Origin of the sequence: Celeribacter naphthalenivorans (assembly GCF_020524585.1) — a bacterium.
GTDB lineage: Bacteria > Pseudomonadota > Alphaproteobacteria > Rhodobacterales > Rhodobacteraceae > Celeribacter > Celeribacter naphthalenivorans.
Genome location: NZ_JAIVLK010000005.1, coordinates 13,235 through 32,086, shown reverse-complemented (window position 1 = coordinate 32,086; position 18,852 = coordinate 13,235). Strand labels below are relative to the sequence as shown.

The 18,852-nt window shown below is 54.5% G+C and carries 35 protein-coding genes and 1 tRNA gene; 29 read left to right on the top strand and 7 right to left on the bottom strand.

What is annotated here, in order from left to right:
• Positions 1–5: 5 nt before the first annotated feature.
• The 4 genes from ssb to LC094_RS11565 are packed head-to-tail and all read right to left on the bottom strand — an operon-like array spanning position 6 to position 1,005.
• Positions 6–506: a single-stranded DNA-binding protein gene (gene ssb / locus LC094_RS11580; RefSeq protein ID WP_226552956.1), complete on the bottom strand. Its 501-nt coding sequence runs from the start codon at positions 504–506 to the stop codon at positions 6–8.
• Between the two features lie 3 nt (positions 507–509).
• Positions 510–671 carry a hypothetical protein gene (locus tag LC094_RS11575; RefSeq protein ID WP_226552955.1) on the bottom strand — a complete coding sequence of 54 codons (162 nt, stop codon included), beginning with the start codon at positions 669–671 and terminating at the stop codon, positions 510–512.
• Positions 671–868 (bottom strand): hypothetical protein, encoded by a 198-nt coding sequence (locus tag LC094_RS11570; protein WP_226552954.1) that lies wholly within the window; start codon positions 866–868, stop codon positions 671–673. The genes LC094_RS11575 and LC094_RS11570 overlap by 1 nt, the downstream gene beginning before the upstream one ends.
• Positions 868–1,005 carry a hypothetical protein gene (locus LC094_RS11565; RefSeq protein WP_226552953.1) on the bottom strand — a complete coding sequence of 46 codons (138 nt, stop codon included), beginning with the start codon at positions 1,003–1,005 and terminating at the stop codon, positions 868–870. The genes LC094_RS11570 and LC094_RS11565 overlap by 1 nt, the downstream gene beginning before the upstream one ends.
• A gap of 69 nt (positions 1,006–1,074) precedes the next feature.
• On the opposite strand from LC094_RS11565, the gene LC094_RS21745 reads away from it, so the two are divergent.
• From LC094_RS21745 to LC094_RS11425, 28 genes are all read left to right on the top strand, one after another.
• Complete coding sequence (locus tag LC094_RS21745; protein ID WP_226552952.1) at positions 1,075–1,818, top strand: hypothetical protein; 744 nt, start codon at positions 1,075–1,077, stop codon at positions 1,816–1,818.
• Between the two features lie 120 nt (positions 1,819–1,938).
• Positions 1,939–2,184, top strand: coding sequence for a hypothetical protein (locus LC094_RS11555; RefSeq protein WP_226552951.1), 246 nt, complete (start codon positions 1,939–1,941; stop codon positions 2,182–2,184).
• On the top strand, positions 2,181–2,516 hold the full coding sequence (locus tag LC094_RS11550; RefSeq protein ID WP_226552950.1) for a hypothetical protein: 336 nt from the start codon (positions 2,181–2,183) through the stop codon (positions 2,514–2,516). The genes LC094_RS11555 and LC094_RS11550 overlap by 4 nt, the downstream gene beginning before the upstream one ends.
• A gap of 220 nt (positions 2,517–2,736) precedes the next feature.
• Positions 2,737–3,027: a hypothetical protein gene (locus LC094_RS11545; protein ID WP_226552949.1), complete on the top strand. Its 291-nt coding sequence runs from the start codon at positions 2,737–2,739 to the stop codon at positions 3,025–3,027.
• A 4-nt stretch (positions 3,028–3,031) separates the two neighbouring features.
• Positions 3,032–3,349 (top strand): hypothetical protein, encoded by a 318-nt coding sequence (locus LC094_RS11540; protein ID WP_226552948.1) that lies wholly within the window; start codon positions 3,032–3,034, stop codon positions 3,347–3,349.
• A complete protein-coding gene (locus LC094_RS11535; RefSeq protein ID WP_226552947.1) occupies positions 3,346–3,666 on the top strand; it encodes a hypothetical protein in 321 nt (106 codons plus the stop codon). The genes LC094_RS11540 and LC094_RS11535 overlap by 4 nt, the downstream gene beginning before the upstream one ends.
• Complete coding sequence (locus LC094_RS11530) at positions 3,663–3,848, top strand: hypothetical protein (RefSeq protein ID WP_226552946.1); 186 nt, start codon at positions 3,663–3,665, stop codon at positions 3,846–3,848. Before LC094_RS11535 ends, LC094_RS11530 begins: the two co-directional genes overlap by 4 nt.
• Positions 3,845–4,012 (top strand): hypothetical protein, encoded by a 168-nt coding sequence (locus tag LC094_RS11525; protein WP_226552945.1) that lies wholly within the window; start codon positions 3,845–3,847, stop codon positions 4,010–4,012. Before LC094_RS11530 ends, LC094_RS11525 begins: the two co-directional genes overlap by 4 nt.
• On the top strand, positions 4,009–4,830 hold the full coding sequence (locus LC094_RS11520; RefSeq protein ID WP_226552944.1) for an ERF family protein: 822 nt from the start codon (positions 4,009–4,011) through the stop codon (positions 4,828–4,830). Before LC094_RS11525 ends, LC094_RS11520 begins: the two co-directional genes overlap by 4 nt.
• 10 nt (positions 4,831–4,840) lie before the next feature.
• Positions 4,841–5,818 carry a hypothetical protein gene (locus LC094_RS11515; RefSeq protein WP_226552943.1) on the top strand — a complete coding sequence of 326 codons (978 nt, stop codon included), beginning with the start codon at positions 4,841–4,843 and terminating at the stop codon, positions 5,816–5,818.
• 11 nt (positions 5,819–5,829) lie between these two features.
• Positions 5,830–6,522: a hypothetical protein gene (locus LC094_RS11510; RefSeq protein WP_226552942.1), complete on the top strand. Its 693-nt coding sequence runs from the start codon at positions 5,830–5,832 to the stop codon at positions 6,520–6,522.
• Positions 6,522–6,713 carry a hypothetical protein gene (locus LC094_RS11505; protein WP_226552941.1) on the top strand — a complete coding sequence of 64 codons (192 nt, stop codon included), beginning with the start codon at positions 6,522–6,524 and terminating at the stop codon, positions 6,711–6,713. Before LC094_RS11510 ends, LC094_RS11505 begins: the two co-directional genes overlap by 1 nt.
• Before the next feature lies 1 nt (position 6,714).
• Positions 6,715–6,924: a hypothetical protein gene (locus LC094_RS11500; RefSeq protein WP_226552940.1), complete on the top strand. Its 210-nt coding sequence runs from the start codon at positions 6,715–6,717 to the stop codon at positions 6,922–6,924.
• Between the two features lies 1 nt (position 6,925).
• A complete protein-coding gene (locus LC094_RS11495; RefSeq protein WP_226552939.1) occupies positions 6,926–7,309 on the top strand; it encodes a recombination protein NinB in 384 nt (127 codons plus the stop codon).
• Positions 7,306–7,722: a hypothetical protein gene (locus tag LC094_RS11490; RefSeq protein WP_226552938.1), complete on the top strand. Its 417-nt coding sequence runs from the start codon at positions 7,306–7,308 to the stop codon at positions 7,720–7,722. Before LC094_RS11495 ends, LC094_RS11490 begins: the two co-directional genes overlap by 4 nt.
• Positions 7,723–7,813: 91 nt before the next feature.
• On the top strand, positions 7,814–8,131 hold the full coding sequence (locus LC094_RS11485) for a DUF2829 domain-containing protein (protein WP_226552937.1): 318 nt from the start codon (positions 7,814–7,816) through the stop codon (positions 8,129–8,131).
• 65 nt (positions 8,132–8,196) lie between these two features.
• Entirely contained in the window at positions 8,197–8,385 is a 189-nt protein-coding gene (locus LC094_RS11480) for a hypothetical protein (protein WP_226552936.1), read from the top strand.
• Positions 8,382–8,618: a hypothetical protein gene (locus tag LC094_RS11475; RefSeq protein ID WP_226552935.1), complete on the top strand. Its 237-nt coding sequence runs from the start codon at positions 8,382–8,384 to the stop codon at positions 8,616–8,618. The genes LC094_RS11480 and LC094_RS11475 overlap by 4 nt, the downstream gene beginning before the upstream one ends.
• Positions 8,619–8,690: 72 nt before the next feature.
• Complete coding sequence (locus LC094_RS11470; RefSeq protein ID WP_226552934.1) at positions 8,691–9,524, top strand: phosphoadenosine phosphosulfate reductase domain-containing protein; 834 nt, start codon at positions 8,691–8,693, stop codon at positions 9,522–9,524.
• Positions 9,521–9,868: a hypothetical protein gene (locus tag LC094_RS11465; protein ID WP_226552933.1), complete on the top strand. Its 348-nt coding sequence runs from the start codon at positions 9,521–9,523 to the stop codon at positions 9,866–9,868. Before LC094_RS11470 ends, LC094_RS11465 begins: the two co-directional genes overlap by 4 nt.
• A complete protein-coding gene (locus LC094_RS11460) occupies positions 9,865–10,041 on the top strand; it encodes a hypothetical protein (RefSeq protein ID WP_226552932.1) in 177 nt (58 codons plus the stop codon). Before LC094_RS11465 ends, LC094_RS11460 begins: the two co-directional genes overlap by 4 nt.
• Positions 10,031–10,516: a hypothetical protein gene (locus LC094_RS11455; RefSeq protein WP_226552931.1), complete on the top strand. Its 486-nt coding sequence runs from the start codon at positions 10,031–10,033 to the stop codon at positions 10,514–10,516. Before LC094_RS11460 ends, LC094_RS11455 begins: the two co-directional genes overlap by 11 nt.
• Positions 10,509–10,826, top strand: coding sequence for a hypothetical protein (locus LC094_RS11450; protein ID WP_226552930.1), 318 nt, complete (start codon positions 10,509–10,511; stop codon positions 10,824–10,826). Before LC094_RS11455 ends, LC094_RS11450 begins: the two co-directional genes overlap by 8 nt.
• Before the next feature lie 11 nt (positions 10,827–10,837).
• Complete coding sequence (locus LC094_RS11445; protein ID WP_226552929.1) at positions 10,838–11,020, top strand: hypothetical protein; 183 nt, start codon at positions 10,838–10,840, stop codon at positions 11,018–11,020.
• Complete coding sequence (locus tag LC094_RS11440; RefSeq protein ID WP_226552928.1) at positions 11,017–12,054, top strand: tyrosine-type recombinase/integrase; 1,038 nt, start codon at positions 11,017–11,019, stop codon at positions 12,052–12,054. The genes LC094_RS11445 and LC094_RS11440 overlap by 4 nt, the downstream gene beginning before the upstream one ends.
• Before the next feature lie 8 nt (positions 12,055–12,062).
• Positions 12,063–12,254 (top strand): hypothetical protein, encoded by a 192-nt coding sequence (locus tag LC094_RS11435; protein ID WP_096805617.1) that lies wholly within the window; start codon positions 12,063–12,065, stop codon positions 12,252–12,254.
• 100 nt (positions 12,255–12,354) lie between these two features.
• Positions 12,355–12,428: transfer RNA gene (locus tag LC094_RS11430), tRNA-Cys, on the top strand.
• The gene (locus tag LC094_RS11425; RefSeq protein WP_226552927.1) at positions 12,395–13,741 is read left to right on the top strand and encodes a hypothetical protein; all 1,347 of its coding nucleotides are present in this window, start codon (positions 12,395–12,397) and stop codon (positions 13,739–13,741) included. Before LC094_RS11430 ends, LC094_RS11425 begins: the two co-directional genes overlap by 34 nt.
• A 220-nt stretch (positions 13,742–13,961) precedes the next feature.
• Here the strand turns inward: LC094_RS11425 and LC094_RS11420 are convergent, their stop codons facing one another.
• Positions 13,962–14,795: an SIR2 family protein gene (locus LC094_RS11420; RefSeq protein ID WP_226552926.1), complete on the bottom strand. Its 834-nt coding sequence runs from the start codon at positions 14,793–14,795 to the stop codon at positions 13,962–13,964.
• A 23-nt stretch (positions 14,796–14,818) separates the two neighbouring features.
• The gene (locus LC094_RS11415) at positions 14,819–15,844 is read right to left on the bottom strand and encodes a ParA family protein (protein WP_226552925.1); all 1,026 of its coding nucleotides are present in this window, start codon (positions 15,842–15,844) and stop codon (positions 14,819–14,821) included.
• Positions 15,845–16,499: 655 nt separating this feature from the next.
• Between LC094_RS11415 and LC094_RS11410 the strand changes: the two genes are divergently transcribed.
• Positions 16,500–17,489, top strand: coding sequence for a DUF2971 domain-containing protein (locus tag LC094_RS11410; RefSeq protein WP_226552924.1), 990 nt, complete (start codon positions 16,500–16,502; stop codon positions 17,487–17,489).
• A gap of 378 nt (positions 17,490–17,867) precedes the next feature.
• Here the strand turns inward: LC094_RS11410 and LC094_RS11405 are convergent, their stop codons facing one another.
• Positions 17,868–18,500 carry a recombinase family protein gene (locus LC094_RS11405; protein WP_226552923.1) on the bottom strand — a complete coding sequence of 211 codons (633 nt, stop codon included), beginning with the start codon at positions 18,498–18,500 and terminating at the stop codon, positions 17,868–17,870.
• Positions 18,501–18,852: the final 352 nt, after the last annotated feature.

Below are 18,852 nucleotides of genomic sequence, written 5' to 3'. Positions count from 1 at the left end.
GGGCCTCAGAACGGGATTTCGTCATCATCGAGGCCGGGCCGCGATCCGCCTTGGTCGCCGCCATAGCCTCCGCCCTGATCATATCCGCCGCCATCCGGCCCCGGAGGAAGCTGTCCACCGCCGTAGCTGTCGTCCTGCCCACGCGCCGCACCGCCGCTGTCCGGCCAGTCGATAGGATCAATGCTCGATCCGAAGCCGGAGAGGACGATTTCCGTGCTCCAGCGGTCCTGCCCGTTCTGGTCTTGCCATTTGCGGGTGCGGATCGCGCCCTCCACACAGACGCGAGCGCCCTTGCGGAGATACTTCTCGGCAAATTCAGCCAGCCGACCGAAGGCCACGACGCGGTGCCACTCGGTGCGCTCCCGCTTCTCGCCCGTATTCTTGTCGGCCCACTGCTCGCCCGTGGCGATGCTGAAATTAGCGATTTTCTCGCCTGTCTGCGTGGTGCGGATTTCGGGGTCTTGCCCGATGCGGCCACGGAGGGATGCGCGGTTCAGGTCTGCCATCTGTCAGGCTCCATTCTTTGAGATTTCAGCTTTGCGGATCGCCAGCGCCCGCAATGTTTCGGGCGTCATGCGTCCGTCGCGCGACATCTGGTCCGAGAACCCGGCCAGCTCGCGCAGGGATGTGAGAGAGGCGATCTTGTCTAGGGTGCGCTGGGGGAGGGTCATCAGCACACCTCAGAGACCGGCAGGCCGTTGCGGTCCTTCTCGACCTTCACGCCATCCACATAGACCGCGTACCGATCACCGGCGAAGTGCGAGGCATACCAAGCCATGACTGGCTGAATTGAAGGCGCTCCAACATGCACGATTTGCGTTTTTGGCCGCGCATCAGAATTGACGAATTTGAGTTCATGCATTTCCATCACATCCACCCCACAAACCGGGCGAAGACGACAGCGCCGCCGATGAAAATGGCCCAGAAGGCGAGACCCAAGGCAGGGCCGAAGACGAAGATGCCCGCGCCGCGGATGGGTTCTTTCTCTTGGAAGTGGTCACGCATGACGGGCCTCCTGCGAAAAAATGCAGGGCAGCACTTGAACTTGGCCGATGCGGTGCAAACGTTTTTGATATGAACGCACAGACATTAGGAGACGTCTCCACCGCAGGCCACAGGAAGGAAGTCATCGCCGGTCAACTCGATGCCCATCTCTTTTGCTGCGGATATGATTTTCGGGATGTGCCGCTGGGGGATGATCCCGCCAGTCCCGCCATCCTCTTGGGCGCGCATCCATTTATAAACGCGCGTCCGGTGAACACCGGCGATAGCCGCAACCTTGGCGGCACCACCCAATTTGCTGATGATTTTCGATGCAGGTTTCATGGCACATTAGTAGCGCCTATCGCTACTAAATGCAAACCAAATAGTAGCGATATAAGCAACAGAAATGCGTTGCGAAAATCGCTACACTACGGCATGGCCCGCAAAAAGACATTCAGCTCACCGGCAGCATCCCCTATGAACCAATGGGTTCGTGAGGCTTTTATCCATGCCGATGATACAAGCGCCGGACTTTCATATGATGAAGTGGCCGACGCGATGACTGCCGCCAAGATTGGCGGTGTCTATGATAAATCCAAGGTTCAAAAAATGACCGTCAGCAGGAAGGTCAGTCTTGCTGAAGCCCAGATTATTTCGAAGTTGTCGGGCTATGCTCTGCCCGAGGCGTCCCAGGCATCTTTGAGCCTTGATGATCGTCTTTCTCAGCTCTCAGACGCCCGGCGCCAGCGGCTCCTCGACACACTGTCTGACCTTGAGGCAGCAGAAGCAGTTGATCAACTAGCTGCATCATCGCGGCGCGATTTGGCGGGGTGAGAGCCATTACTCGCTCACCAAACGATTCACCCTTGCGTCCTTCCATCTATCCCTCCGCACCAATGAGAACAAAATGAGAACATTTTACCAACGAGTCAACCGTTAGGATTTTAAAAACCAATGGCGCGTAAAACTGACAGCGAGAAAATCGAAGAACTTGAGCTCTTGGTTGGAAAATTGGCAGATGCCATTTTTAAATCGGGTGAAAACGCATCCGAACTGTTGAGCATCACCCTATCCCTTGGGAACGGTGAATACGACGCAGCAAGAGCGGACATGAAGGTTTTCCATGAACGTCAAATGAAGTTAATGAGGACCTGTGTAGATGTCCTAACCAAGCTGAGTATGGATGTGGATGTAGAATGACAGACGCTCCTATCCCGATCCACAACGAAGCCAGCTTGGCTCAAGCCCTAAACCGGATGAGGCAGATCGAGGAAAAAAACTTGATCAGTCGCATGAAGGGGCCAGATAATGGTGGGGAACCACCCGGAGGAGATATGCTCGAAGCTCGTGTTCTACGCCTTGAGGATGATGTGAAGGAAATCCGAACGGACATGAAGGATGTTCGGGATCGACTTTCGCGCATCGAAGGTAAAATTGGAATGCTCCCCGGATGGGGAGGACTTCTTGCTGTTGCTGGGTTTATCGTTACGGCTGTAGGCTTAATGATCCGATTTATGCCTCCAGCCGGATAAGCAACGCCAGCACAAACATTCCAAACAACCCCGCCTTGTGCGGGGTTTTCTTTTGCTTGGGCGGCATGGCGATTCAGTGAGGGCGAAAATTAGTATCGATAGTCGCTACTTTTTCTCTTGCTCTTTGTAGCGATAAGCGCTACAACTTTCCCTATCACCGCAGAAGACGCCGACCGGCTGACGCCAACGGGCAGATCGCGGACTTCGAAAGGGAAACACAATGTCTTACCGCTACTGCGATACGCACAAACAGCCCATGATCCTTGAGAACGATGATTTCTGCATCGAGGACGCGAATGCTGACTTTGATGTCGAATGGGACGGCCGCGACGACATCCGCGCCGAGGTTCTGAATGTGACGCTCGGCGGCTTGCGCCTCACCCGCGATCAGGTCGAGCAAATGATTGGCCGCGACGAGCTGGACCGCCAAGAGCGACTGACCGCAGACGCGATCCTATCCAGCCTCCGCACCGATCCGCCCTATGGCGCGTATCCCGTGGCGGCGGAGTGATCCAATGACCTACCACACCAATTCCCCCGCGCTCACTGCCTCGAAAGCCGGACACGTCCACAACGTGAACCTAGGGCGCGGCACCTACCCCGGTGGGATTTCCTCCACGCCCGCCGGGGGCCTTTCTTCGCACTTCTCGGACTTGGCCGTTGAATGGGCCGAAGAGGTTCTGAGCACATGGAAAGACCCGGCACATACAGACCGCGACATCGTGGACGCCGTTGTGGTGGCGCTGAACTCTGTCGTGACGCTGGAGACCTACCGCCGCGCCGCTTGGCTGCGTGACGTGATGCGCCCTGTCGTAGCTGGAGGTATGCAATGAGTGATACGAAATTTACACCGGGGCCGTGGCGTGTCGGTTCTGATTTGGAGAAAATATGTCTCAACGGCGACGATAAGTTTACCACAAATGGATGGGCTAAGTGCGTAGCAAAAGTTACCAGCCCAGAGTGGATGGGCGGGACACAGGCGTTTCACAACGCCAACCTCATCGCCGCCGCGCCTGATCTGTATGAGGCTCTGTCTGTTGTTCTCGATGCAGCAGATGACCGACTGACTGACGGTCTTGGTCATGAGCTTCCGCCTATGGTTCGCGGAAAGATTGAGGCCGCACTGGCCAAAGCGCGAGGTGAGAAATGACCTTCACCACCCCACAGACACACATCAACACCACAGACGCAGAACTGCGCCGCGAGCATGCAATCGACGTCCTGCGCGGATGTCTCGTCGCTGTCGCCTGCATTGGAGCACTTATCGCGACCCAGAGCCTTGAGAGCGCATGGACCGAACACAACGCCCAGAGATTGGAGCAAGAGCAATGACCGAACTTCACGCGGCCCTCAAGGCCCTGAACGACGCCGCATATTCCGCGATCAAGGCTGCGCGTAATGACAACGATTTCGGTGACAAAGTGGCTCTTTTGAATGTCGCGCGCGAAACAGATCGACTCGTCGATGACAACGCAAAGGCGGAGGCCACACAATGACCGAACTCGCGAAAATCGAACAGACAGACGCCGTGCAGCACCTTCCTGCCGATCCTATGGTGAGTATGATCGAGCGCGTTGTGCTGAACCCTGACGCCGACCTTGACAAGCTGGAACGCATGTTGGTGATGAAAGAGCGCATGGACAGTCAGAACGCCCGCGTTGCATTTTCCGCCGCCCTCTCCGCCGCGCGCGCCGAAATCCCGCCGATCATCAAGGATGCGACCGTTGACTTCACGTCGCAGAAGGGGCGCACCCATTACAAGCACGAAACGCTCGCGGGCATCGCCAAGCAAATCGACCCGATCTTGTCCGCACACGGCTTGTCCTATCGGTTCCGCACAGATCAAGGAAACGGCGGCGTTCGCGTGACCTGCATCATCGAACACGCGCAAGGCCACAGCGAAGAAACGTCCTTGAGCGGATCGCCCGACACGTCAGGCAGCAAAAACGGGTTTCAGGCAGTTGGTTCTGCGGTGACGTATTTGCAACGCTACACGCTCAAAGCGGCTCTTGGCCTGTCTGCCGAGGTTGACGACGACGCCCAAGGCGCAGCACCGCGACCGGATCAACGCCCTGCATTCAACGCGCGCGCAGCCGCAGGTCGCATCATGGGCAAGCTGCGCGGCACGCAAAGCCTTTCCGACCTGCAAGACGCATGGGGATCAGAGGCCAGTGTTATCAAGGAAATCAAGGCCGCTGACGATCAAGCATATTCCGAACTTTGCCAAGAGAAGGACGCTCGCAAGGCGACATTTGAAGCCATGGCAAAGCCCGCCGCATCGACGCTGATCGACGGCGACCAGATTCCGTATTGAGGAGAGAAACATGGAAAATCACGGCGACCGCCATGGCCTGAAATCCAAGACCATCAAAAGCGTTTTGCGCAACAAGGTCAACGCATGGATCGAAACCATCAAAGACGAAGAGCTTCGCGAGACATGCGCCAAGGAGGCTATCGTCACGGGCGGTTCTATCGCGTCCATGCTCTTGGGCGAAGACGTGAACGATTTCGACATCTACTTTCGCACGAAACGAACGGTGAAGGCCGTGGCGGATTACTATGTCAAGGAGTTCGAGGCGCATCGGCTAGCACAAGGCGGCGTGCCAGTCTCGGTGTACGTCGAAGAACTCAAGGACACGGAAGGCAAAGACCGCGTGAGGATTGTTGTCAAGTCCGCTGGCGTTATTGGGGAAGGTCAGGAACGAGACTACCAGTATTTTGAAGGTGTCCAGAACGACCACGACGCAGGAGAATATGTTGGGGAGGCATTCGACCCGTTGAGCAGCGTTAAGGATATTGCTGACGCTGCAAAACCCGACATGGAGGGCGAAGGGGAGAAATATTCACCCGCGTTCCTGAGTAGCAACGCAATCAGCCTACGCGGGAAAATCCAGCTAATTCTCAGGTTCTACGGAGACCCTGACGAAATCCATCAATCCTACGATTTTATTCACTGCATGAACTATTGGGAAAGCGGCACAGGCGCGCTGACACTCAATCCCGAGGCGCTTGAGGCACTCCTAAGCCGAACTCTTGTCTACGCGGGGTCAAAGTATCCACTTTGCAGCGTCATTCGCACCAGAAAGTTCATCAAACGAGGGTGGCGCATAAATGCGGGACAGTACCTCAAGATGGCTATGCAAATCGCCGAACTGAACATGACAAATCATGTCACTCTTGAGGAACAATTGACCGGCGTGGATGTGGCCTACTTTGCGGAGGTCATCGAGAAGATCAAAGCAAAAGACCCTGAGAAGGTCGACGCCGCTTACCTCACAGAAATCATTGACCGCATGTTCTAAGGGAGAGACCGATGAACGACATGACGCCGCAGCAAGGCCACAATTGCCCGCCTGACCCGCTTGATGATGCTCTCGCCCCATATGGAGACTTTATCAGCGAGGCCGAAAACTGGCTTGATGGTGAGCCGGTATCCAACGAAGCGCAGATGAAAGAGGTGGACAGCCTCTTGAAGCAAATCAAAGCCGCCAAGAAGGACGTGACGGACGCTCAGAAAAGCGAAAGCGCCCCGCTGCATGACGCTTGGAAAGCTGCGCTGGCCCGCTACAAGCCTACGATTGACGACCTTGATCGCATGACGAAGGGCCTCGCCTCTCTGGTGAGTGACTTCAAGCGCAAGCTGGCCGAGCAAAAGGCGGAGGCAGAGCGCATCGCGGCGCAAGAAGCCGCCCGCAAGCGCCGAGAGGCGGAGGAAGCCGCTCGCAAGGCTGACACTGGAAACATCGAAGCACAACGCGCCGCACAGGCCGCAGCCGACGAAGCGAAAGCCGCAGAGGAAGCGCGCCTTGCGGCCAAGAAAGACACCGTTAAGGGGCTTCGCACTGTAACCAAATACGAGATCACCGACCACCGCGCCGCGCTACACTGGATTGCCCAGAACGACCGCGATGCAATGACCGCCTTCATCGAAGAGTACGTGCGCCGCAACCACAAGACCGCGACCATCGATGGTGTGAACGTCTGGCAAGAGAAAGAGGCGTTCTAATGACCACTGACGCCGAAATCGCCGCATTCATCGCACAGGAAGAGGCCAAGCTGATCAAGGGCGGCATAACGCCTTACACCGAGGAATTCCACGAGGCCGTGCGCCATTACGTGCATCAGAACCACGGCGTTGATCATGAAACAACGCGCCGGGTTCAGATCGAACGTCTCGTGACTGTGATGGGAGGGTGACATGCAGAAGATGACGCAAACGCCGCGCGGGTTTGAGCCTATGGTCGAAGGTATGACTTTGCGCGACTGGTTCGCGGGTCAATGCATGCGCGACACGTTCGCATCACTTGCCGCATCAGGTCAAGCGAACCTCAATGAGTTTCAATTAGAGCGGTGCGCGAGAATGTCTTATGTCGCCGCCGACGCCATGCTGAAAGCGCGGGGTGAGTGACATGGCCGGACAAACCATCATCCTGCGCGGTCGATCGCAGCGACAATTCGCCCACACACTTCTGGACAAGGCCCCGGCGGACGCAATCGTGAACATCCGCAAGGCAACGCGCACTGTGGATCAGAATGCGAAAATGTGGGCAATGCTGTCGGACGTTTCACGCGCCAGACCGGAAGGCCGCATTTGCACACCTGAGACGTGGAAATGCCTCTTCATGCACGCTCTTGGACATGAGACGCGCTTTGAGCTTGGCTTGAATGGTGAACCGTTCCCGGTCGGCTTCCGGTCCTCTAGCCTGAACAAAGAGCAAATGAGCGACCTCATTGAGTTCATCTACGCATGGGGAAGCGAGCGCGGCGTTGTTTGGACGGAGGACGCGGCATGAACCTCATGAACAAGCCGCCTATGGGACAGAAGCAGCCCCGCGTTAAGAGATACAGCGCCGAAGAGCGCAAATACTTCCGCTGGCTCCATAGCTTCGGCATGTGCTGCCTGTCCGGTCGGCCTGACATCGAGATCGCGCACACGGGCGGGCTTGCCGAAGGGAAGGGGACGGGCCTCAAGGCTTTGGTCCAGACCTCCCTCCCGCTGGCCCGCGCGCTGCACCACTTCGAAGAGCGCAACCGCGCCGACTTTTGGGAGCGCGCAGGCTTCCCGGATCACATCGCATGGGCGCAACGCTTGTTCGACATCTGGGAGAAGGGTGGCGACCGATACGAAGCCGAGGCGCTTCTGAGAGACATGCAGGACCGCGCAAGCCGTGCGTTTCTGGCTGAAATTTTGAGCAAGGAAAGCTGAAACCCACCACCCATGCCCCGGTCCCAGACCGCAAGAAAGCCGGAGCCTCACGCCTTGGGCAAGCGTGGGGCAAACAACCAAGGAGAGATCAATGAATTTTGGACAAGCAATTGAAGCAATGAAGGAAGGTAAGCGCGTTGCGCGATCCGGGTGGAATGGCAAAGGAATGTGGATCGCCCTCACGCCCGGCTCTTTGTTCGAGGCGAAACACGCCAAGGACGGACATGCTGCGAAACATCGCGCCAACGAGGTCGATGCCGAGAACGAGAAAAACCCTGACGGATTGAAGCAAATTCGCCTGCTTCCCCATATCGACATGCGCGCCGCCGACGGATCGATGGTGATTGGTTGGCTCGCATCTCAAACCGACATGCTTTCCGAAGATTGGCATGTGGTCGAAACCACCTGACCCACCGGTGCGGGCCGACAGAGTGCGGCCCCATCCCGTGTGACAGACAACAGACCGGAGGAATCATGACATACGAAAAAGCTAAAACGATTTGCCATGTTCGATCAGCAATTTACCGCATGTCGAACCCGTCAGTGAAATACAACAAGAACCACCCAACGCCGTTCGATCAGCGCGTACCTGAAAACGACAAATCTGCGACCGATTGGGCTGAGTACGACCCGCGCGACGCAGCATATGAGGCCATGGCATGAAACAGCCATCCCGAGACAGCCAACTTGCTATTGAGGCCGCGAAACTGATCCTAGACGGGCGTGACCCGGTGAAGGATCGAGCGCAGGTTTTGATCACGCTCGACCACACCATCGCAACCTTGCTTTTGATCGCAATGGACCGCGACCCAAAGAAGGCGGTGCAAATGTTCAACGAGGGCACCGTCCCGCACGTTGAAGAGCGCATCATGCTCTTCGCGAACAAGTCCACCTAACCCGGAGACACCAATGGACGGCACTCTTGTCCGCGCCAACTGCGCACATCTTATGGAATCGGAGAACGTGGCATGACCCCATACCTCTTACCCGAAGGCAACGTTCAGATCGCATTCAGCGGCGGGCGCACAAGCGCATTCATGTTACACCACATCCTAGAGGCCAATGGAGACTTGCCGGATCGCGTCGAGGTAACTTTCCAGAACACCGGGCGAGAAATGCCTCAGACACTCGACTTCGTGGCAGAGGTCGGTCAACGATGGGGCGTCATGGTGACATGGCTCGAATATCGCGCTGAGAAACCGTTTTTCGAGATTGTCGGGCACCAAGGCGCAAGCAGAAAAGGTGAGCCGTTCGAAGCACTGATCCGCAAGCGAAAGTATCTTCCGAACCAGCAAAGCCGCTTCTGCACCGTCGAAATGAAAGTCCGCACAGCCAAGCGATATCTGCGCTCCTTGGGATGGGATTACTGGACCAACTGCGTCGGGATAAGGGCAGATGAAGCGCACAGATCGACAAATCCGCCGAAGGACCGCTGGACAGTCTGGCGACCACTCGTAGATGCCGGAGTGTCAAAGCGTGACGTGTCCGAGTTCTGGGAGCGTCAGGCGTTTGATCTCGATCTTCCTAACGTCAATGGAAACTGCTGGCTTGGCAACTGCGATGGTTGCTTCCTCAAGAGTGAAGCGAACATCGCCGCCTTTATGCGCGAATATCCTGATCGCGCCGCGTGGTGGGAAGATATGGAAGACCTCGCGAGCACTCTCACCAGCGGCTCTGCCGCCACCTTCTCGAAGCGATACAGCCGCCCGGAAATGCGCAAGACAATCGAGAAACAAGGCGACTGGATTTTTGATGCAGAGGATTTCTTCTGCCAGACCGATGGCGGGGAGTGCATGGCATGACCCGCAAAGCATCCCCCAATTGCCCCGTCTGCCACGGATGCGGCGTCGAAGACCCGATGGGCTTTGCCATGATCCCATGCCCGCGCTGCTTTCCTGAAACTGACGAAGATTTCAAACCAACCGCGAAGGACGCGATGATGCCGATGCATGATCAAGATACAGACTATCCCTGCCCGAGCACGAACCCGTGGCAACTATGGCGCGCGGACAATGGCAGTGAGGACTATGCGAACATCATCTGCGAAGCGGTCGACGTCATCGTCGCGGTGAATGTTGCTCTGCATTCCGCTCGCGAAATTGTCGCATGCCACAACGGAGAGACCAACCGGAAGGACACCCAATGATCGCCGGAATTATCCTCATAGCGCTCGCCATGGGCGCTCTGGTCGCGGCCTGCACCTATGCGCTGACCCATTCCGCCCTATTGGCCCTTGGCGCTTACGCCATCGCGGGCGGCGTCATGATCATGGTGCTGGCCGGTGCGATCTACTTTGGAGTGTTCTCGCATGAAAATTGAAACCGCAATCGGATGGATCGAGCGCCTGACCCTGATCCGCATGTCCGAACTAGGCGCCGATTTTGGCGCGACAGACACCTATTACTCTCTCGCGATGATCACGCCCCCGAGCATGGAGCGCGAACTAACTCGCGCGATCCTGCGCCAGCTGACAGACAAGGGCCTGTGCAAGTTCAAAAACGGATTGTTCCGAGAAGATGGATACACCGGCGGATCCGGCTACTCTTTGACGGATGCCGGTCTGCGCATCGCACAAGAGCGCTTTGTACTGATTAAGGGAGGGTATTTTTACCGGCCCGGCGCGAAAGGATACACCGCCAGCACAGCAGAAGCCGGACTTTTCACAAAGGCCGACGCCACCGCTCACGTAGAAGCCTCCCACGGCGCCGTCACGATCAAGCACATCGACGAATGCGAAGAGATTTCGCCGCTGCATCTTGATCCATTTTACCGCAACGAGGTGACCAATGGCTGATCAGACAAATACTGAACTGACCACAGATGCGCGCATCATGTTCTTTGCGATGGGGAATGGCCTGATTGCAGCCTCAGGAACCAGACTGACGAAACGCGCTATGCGCGCGCTGAAAGAGTTGAGTGATGCGGACCTTGTCCATCTCGGAGATATAGGCGGAGGATTCGAAATCTCAGTCTCTGAACTTGGCCGGAATTATCCGCGATCAAAACTTATTCCAGCGGGCGCTGATCCATTCGTGTGGATGCAAGAATTTGGCTCATGGAGCATGATCGAGGCAGGACAAGCAGCGCCCAGCGCGGCGATGTGACGGAGGGAAAAATGGGTAAAATTCAAACATCACCGGAGACCAAAGCCGCGCGCCAGCTTTCAGTCTACTTGAGCGCCGGGGTGAACATCCGAACGCGCATCTTGCCGGATGGAGAAATCATCCTTGAACCCATTGGGTCAACTGCCATTCTGGACGAATCCGAAACCCTAGACATGACGGACTTCAAGCGTTGAAAAAAGAACTGCCGAAATACGTCTACCGCATGGGACGCGGAAATCATCCGCACTTTCGCTGGCCACGCACGTCGCGCCCGATCCGCATAAAGTCGGAGCCTGGAACGGTGGAGTTTCAGAAGGAGTACACGCTCCTACTTGCAGATGCGAAGCGCGGCATCGCTCAGGTGAGCGCAAAGTACACCATGTATGGCCTAATCGAAAGCTACCGACAAAGCGAGCGCTGGAATGGCCTCTCAGATCGGACGCAGAAAGATTACCAGAAGGTCTTAGATTTCTGGGGTGAAAAGACCGGATCCCGCGACGTGCGTAAATTCGAGCGCAAGCACATCATCGCAGCGATGGACGCCAACAAGGACGCAGTGCGTTTTGCCAACTATGTGATGCAAGTGGCCCGGGTTCTGTTCGAACATTCAATTGATCTTGGGTGGCGCAAGGACAACCCGGCGCAGGGCGTCAAAAGCCTGAAAATGCCCAAGTCTAAGAGGCTGGACCGTGAGCCGTGGCCCGCTGAGAAGATCAAAGCTTTCCGTGCGCGCTATGCTTTCGAGACACGGGAACGACTTTTGTTCGAGCTATGCCTTGGGTCCGGCCAACGCATCGGGGATGTGCTGGAAATGAGATGGGGCGACATTGAGGGCGATGCGATCCGCGTCGTGCAGAACAAAACCGGCAAGGGGCTGTTGGTCCCGCTCACATCTGACCTCAGAAGCGCCCTCGTATCTCACAGGTCGATCAACGCCGCATCTCGTCGGCAGAGCGTGTTCGTTCTGACCAACGCGCGCCGCTCCGGGCCTTGGAGCTATCGCGGGGCATCGCAGGCCATACGGAACGCCAGAGAGGCCGTGGGCGCCCTGAAATGGGACATTCACAGCCTTCGACATGCCGCAGCCACAGAGCTCTATGAGGTCGGATGCGACGTTCCGATGATTATGGCCGTGACCGGTATGTCTGAGAAGATGGTGCGGCACTACACAGCGCGCGCAAACCAGTTCACACTGGCGTCAAAAGCGCAGTTGAAGCGGGAGAAATAGGAGCGCCAATGAGCCGCATATTTCTCGTCATTGCATTCATGTTTTTCGGTCTTTCGACGGAGATTGTTCAAGCGTGGATCGTGGCCTTAACCGGTATAAATTATGAGCCATCACGCGACACTGGCGCCGCAACTAGCGCCGTCTTTTTCGTAGGACTGGCTATCTATTCAAAAATAGAAACCAATCAGAAAAATAGCTGAACAAAGGAACGGAACAAAAACAGAATGTTCAAACATCGCCTCTTGCACTGTTCAAACGCTTTCATTAGAAGCTCGGAAAGCCACACGAAATAAGGCTCTTGGCGAGTTGGCGGAGTGGTGACGCAGCGGATTGCAAATCCGTGTACACCGGTTCGATTCCGGTACTCGCCTCCAAATTTCCCTATAAAATACAACAATATGCCCGCCGGCTTGCGAAAGCCCGCTCGCCGTATAAACTGTTACACACTGTTATACACACCGCGAGCATTCATAAGCCGATGAGCGACAGCCCAAACCGAATTTTAAAACAAAGCCAGATTCGAAGCGGCGTCTACATCTACCAGACACCCCGATCCCCCTACTGGCAGGCAAAAGTCTGGGTTCCTCGGCAGAAACGCTACATCACCAAATCCACGAAAGAGACTGTCCGCCTTGATGCGATCGACGCCGCGATTTCATTTGCCGATAGGACCCTCTCGACCATCGGCACCGTCGACCCAAACCCCAAGGCCACGCGGTTCGAAACCTACGCGGACAAGTACGACCGGCACCTGAAAGCCGTCGAAGGCGCAGCCTCTCGAAAGTACAAGGACTACCACAGCTCACTGTATCGCAAAGATGCTGGCATCGTTCACTACTTTGGCGGCATGCAGCTCTCCAAGATCACAACCGGCACGATGCGTGACTTCCTCGTGGAGCTAGACATTCAGCGCGAAGAGCCTCTCGCGGGCAGTTCAAAAAAGAAGCTGATCATGACAGCACGCGCGGTGATGCGCATGGCCCTCGAAGATGGGGTCATTGATCGCCTGCCGGACGCTCCAAAAATCGCTGCGAGAGACAACCCGCGCGTCGCCTTTACCAACAGCGAGTACATGGACTTTATGAGGGCCGCTCGACGCTGCATAGAACGCGGAGACGTGGTCAGCGGCATAAAGCTGAGCCAGCATCACATCCACATCTTCCGCTTCATCGTTCATGCCTTTGTCCGGCCGACGACTAATGAACTGTTTTACCTCAAGCACCGCGATATTCAGATCAAGACTGATCCCGCTCACCTCTGGATGGTCATCCGGAAGGGCAAGACCGGATTACGCGAAAGCTTCACCATGCCCTTTGCGGTCTCGATCTATAAGCACATCTGCTCTCGCCCCGGCGACCTACGCGGCGTTGCCTTTCGGGAAGCAAACATGGACGAGTACGTCTTCATGCCGGAGTACCGCAAACGCTCCTACGCGCGAACAGCGCTGCCGCGCATATTTCTTCACATCATCCGAGAAGCGGGCCTTGAACGGGACGAAGACCGTCTGGTGATGTATTCCCTGCGCCACTACGCGCTTCAAAAGCGGGTGCGAGACTCCAAAGGGAACGTTTCCCTGAACCAACTAGCGAAGAACGCCGGGACCAGCGTCGACATGCTGGAGCGCTTCTACCTCAAGCGAATGGCGCCCTCATCGGAGATTATTGCCGAGTTCCAGCGGAATGGGTAGCAGGCTAAGAAATCCGCCGTCAGTAACTCTGGGCGGATTGCGGTCGTTCGCTGCTTGGTGGACGAATGGCAGCTGTGCGCAGATTGCAGACAATCGCGAATTACCGTTCACATATCTAGGGCCTCAAAAAAAAGGTCTAAACGCAAAGCTTTTTAGGCAGTACGCGACTGCCATCGCGCGATTAACAGTAGCAAACTCGTGATCACATTTCGAGATAGAGTCATACTCGGGATCCAGATGACGCTCTTGTTGCCACAACCGCTTCGGAAAGTTCTTTAAGCGCTTTCGGAACAAGGTCATGTCGCCCGCTAGGGTATTCAATAAACTCAACGTTATAAGTGTGCTGATTGGCTTCGCGCAAAGACGGATGCTCAAACTTTGGCACAAGTGCAAAATGGCGATGATCCGATTTTGCCTTGGCATTGATATCCTCTAGAATGAGTTGAATATCGGGATCGCCCATTGAGTAACCCAAGAATAACACTGTATTTACAGTGCAAAGTGCCTTTACCGCTTCATAGACCCCAGGGTTCTGACTCTTGGCATTAAAGTAAGACTTCTTGTCCAGCACAATGTTTGATGGCTCTGTTATGCAGCCATGGATTTTTAGAATTATCCTAGCCGGCGAGCGAAGGTCGGAAATTAATCCATCAAAATTATACAATCTGACCTGATGAGAAGACATGCCGCCACTGAAGCGTTCGAAGTTTTTCTCAATGAATTGATCATAATTCGTGGTAATGCAAACCTTCGGGTCCAATTCTAGAATATGAGAATACAGCGCAGCCTCTGGGACTGGCGCGAGTTTGAACTTTTCCTCGAGAAGAGCCCTGCGATCCGCGGGAATTACTTGGCTATTAATTAGTTCCGCTGCATCAAGAAGGCGCTCGTACCTAATAAGCCGCTTAACTAACTCCCTATCCTTCTTCTTGGGAAGCTTCGCGCCCATCTCCTCTAAAAGACTAGGCCAAGAGGGCATGTCGTTATGAGCGGCCTTAGATATCCCTGCACCAACAAAAATGACTACACGGCGTTCCGCAACTTCGGTGACCAAGGCGGGGGGCCAAGTAACCAAGGTCAAATCCTCTCAGATATTGCATTAGCGAGAGATCCAATAATCTCTTTATACGTTCGGGCCTGGCTATATTGATTACCCACCAATCCATCCCCGGACCCTAGTGCTACGATTGGCGCATTCACGCTCTGAGCGAGCGGGATTAGGCTGTAGAGATTGGGAACGTCTCCCAAATGAGGGGCGGTGTTCGTTGGGGCGTTAAAGGATTGTAGGTATTGAGCTATCTCGTTCGGTATATCTTGGATGATCCGCTCATACGCTTTTGTTGGCCTCTTCACCCCTGCCTTGGCTTTCGCGATATATTGCTGCAAGGTGTATCCTAGAAAGCCTTTTTTAATCACCAGATCTGTTCGTATGTCATAGTTGGAAAGTCCAGATGGATTGAGACGCTCTGATTGCTCGAGACCCACTTCATAATACTCGATCCAACCCTGCATCCAGCGAGAAATGTTGCGAATACCAAGAACGCTAAAGGCATCTGCGCCTAGCGGCGTGATGAAATAGTCCGAGGAGAGTAACACTGATCGATTTAATGCGCCAAGTGAGGGGCTGACGTCGACAAAAACAAGATCGTACTGATCCTCAATGCTTTTAAGATAAGAATAAAGCCAATTTGTGCGCCGAAATCCGCCAGCTTTTCCGGTAGGAAGCTCAGCCCACGCAGACGAAAGCTCATCTTCAAAAGTTGAGAAGCGGGGATGCCCAGGTAGCAAGTCAACATTGAACCTATTAGCACTTGATCTCAGTGGCTTTATTTTAGCGTTTATCTCTGCATCGCCACTGATAATTGGGTCGACAAGGTCCAGTATTGTTTTAGATCTCGTTTCTTCTTTGGAGCCATTGACTGGCCAATATAGATCGATAGTTTTTGTATCGCCCAATATAAATTGAGTGATGTTGCACTGCGGATCGCAGTCGATAACTAGAACCCTTTTTTTCGCTTCTAGGGAAAGATATGCTGCAATATTACCAGTGAGCGTAGTCTTTCCCACGCCGCCCTTGTTGTTGAAGAAGGAGATAGTTTTCATTTTGTGTTCTTTCACCAAAACGGACGTCGCAGAGTTGCCTTTAGTCAAGGTAGCGCGATAGCTCCTTGAATGCATGAACTTCCGTGAACCTGCGCGAAAAGTCACAGATGTTCAAGATCATCGTGTGGTGTTGACCGCCGCATTGCAAGCGGTCGGAGCGCAGTGGTGTCCACCGACTACAATCCAGGCACCGCTTGAGCGTAATATGGGGTGCGTGGCAACGCCGAGCGGCGCGCGCCGAAAACAGCCATGCATGATTCACGCTTTGTCGAGCACTTACGGCTGCGCCGAAGGACGCTCGAACATTGCCGTTGACAAGGCGCTATGGCCCACCTGCCCAAGGCTTAGCAATAGTCTTCGTCACGAACTTTGATTGGCGGGAAATTTCTGGATGTAAGGCACACCAAGCTTGGCATAATCGACAGCTATTGAGCTATAAACTGCCCACTCTTGCGTTTGGAACGAATGTCCGGAAAGGGCCGTTTGCGCCTTTAATCAATTTGGGCGGATAGCGGTCTTTCGCTGCAAGCACGAACCTTCGCTACGTCTTCGACGAGTGGCGGCAATGCGCAGAGGTCGATCCAGCGGTGACAGAGATCAAACCTCAAGATACAGTGGCGGAACACAATTGGCGTGATGGCGGAAGGTGAAACAATTGAACTTCAATGATCCGAACATTCAAAAGATCGTTCGAGAGACGTTTTTTCCTTTTGCAACGCGAAAAATGGAGGATTTGCGGAAGAATAATACTCGATTCGTTCATTACACAAGTGCAGAAAATGCCCTGAACATCATTGACGGCAAACAGGTCTGGTTGAGAAATACCAACCTCATGAATGACTATCGTGAAGTGCAGCATGGCGATCGATGCCTGATCGACTCATGGAATGATGACGCCGTGGGAGGTAAGCTGCGGAGCGCATTGAACCAAATCTCGGAAGGTCTGTCAGAACGTGTGTTGCAACGTTATATTGACGGAGAAAGAGCTCGTTCTCTCGAAACCTACATGATTGCCGTTTCAGAACATGGGAACGAAAGCAGCCGAGAAGACTTGTATGGTCGCCTCTCAATGTGGAGAGCTTATGGGGGGAATACGAACGTAGCGTTCGTTTTCAAGAATGATCCGTTCATTTCGGAAAGTGATGCCCTGAACGCTTATACAAGTCCCGTTCTTTATGCGGACTCAGTTTCGTTTAAGCCGCACTTCCTACAAGTCGCCGAAATGGTCGAGCGAAACATCGGCGTGCTTCGCATTGCTGGGGAGGATATAGCATCTCATTTGATGCTTTCAGCAATGCACTTTGCATCCCTTTCAACCAAACATCCGGGGTTCGCAGAAGAGAGGGAATGGCGCGTCATTTACTCGCCCAAGTTTTCATTGACAGGGTCGCGCTCTTCTCGCTTGGAAAGCAAAATAACTTCTTTGGGTGGTGTTCCACAAAGAATATTCGCTTTGAAACTGGAGAACATTCCAGAAGAAGGTTTTTTGGGAGCAACTCTTCCGGAGCTTTTGGTTGAAGTCATCATTGGCCCAACTCAATTTCCATGGCCAATATATGATGCTCTTGTGGATAAGTTGCGCAATTCTGGTATTGCAGACGCGGAGGATCGAGTACGGGTATCTAACATCCCGTTGCGCAGATAGGCTTTTCGGTAGCACAAAGCACCAGCGTCAGTTCTGTGTCAATCGACCGTTTCAACACAGATGATCGCCTTGCCTTTGCAAAGCCTGCTAACTGCGATTAGCTGACACATGGCTCTTTGCAAATTGCGCACTCAACGAACGGCAACGTCCCGCTCAGCAGACCTTAAAACCTGACCAGAGTTCGCAAGCATGACGAACGGCAGCTTTCACAGACTGAGCTGCAGCATTCTGCTCCAAGGCTGAAGGTCGGCTAAGGGCCGTGATCGGCTAGATACAAAGCAATCACCACCACAGCTACAACGAGACTCCTCGTTGCGCACAGGCAGAAATCAGAAAACAGCTTCCCGACCACTCGTGACGGGAAACTTCTTGAGAACCTTACGCCCACCGAGCGACGCGCGAATAAGCCGCTGGCACATCAGCCTTAATCCGCGAAACCGTGAACTTTGTCAGGCCAATTTGCCGGCCGATCTCGTTGACACCGGTTCCTGCCTTGAGCAATTCAACCACGCGATCAATCTGCTCCTTGGAATATGAGGGCTTTCGACCCTTATATGCCTCGGGATCAACCCGCTTTCGGTGAGCATGCCCCGCTTTCGCAGCGAGTTTCGTGGCTTCGGCCTGCGCTTGGGCAGATGCCGCCATGAACGAGATCATCGCGTCCCGAATTGCCTTCTGCATCGGGTCGTTTGTCTGGCCGTCGAAGGTCATATTGTTGATAACCGTCCGGATCGTGACACCCATCGCCACGAATTGCCGAATATTGGACGTGACATCCTCGTAATTGCGGCCCAATCGGTCGACCCAGCGGACAACCAACGTGTCTCCCGCCCACAATTTGTCGAATAGCCGCCTACCACCCGGTCTTTCCTTGAGAGGAACCGACAATCCCGAGACCCGATTGTCTTCGACCACGTCATCAATCTGGAAACCCGCCGCCAGTGCCTGATCTTTCTGGTGATCTACCGTCTGATCTACAGTCGAGACCCGCGCATACAAGATAATCGCCATCTTTCGTCTCCCCAAGTGTCGCATTAGCTTATGTAGCGATAATAATGTCGCGTATGGGGCTGAACAATCCTTTCGCTACGGGCCTTGGCAGGCAGATTTATGTTGCAAAAGGGTATGTCCTTGTGCTATAATATATTGAAATTGCTTAGACTTCGGGATTCCGGAAATTCGCCAGAGCATAAATAGTTATGTCGACCGGCAATCGACGCTGACTTCAGATTTGAAGTCGTACAGCACATCTAATCCAGACGACCTACGCAGCCTCTAGCTTGAGAAGCATTGGCTGTGCGGTTTTTCGTGCGTTCCGCATCGAGCACAACGCTCAAATTTGTAACTGCGCTGCCCCACGGCA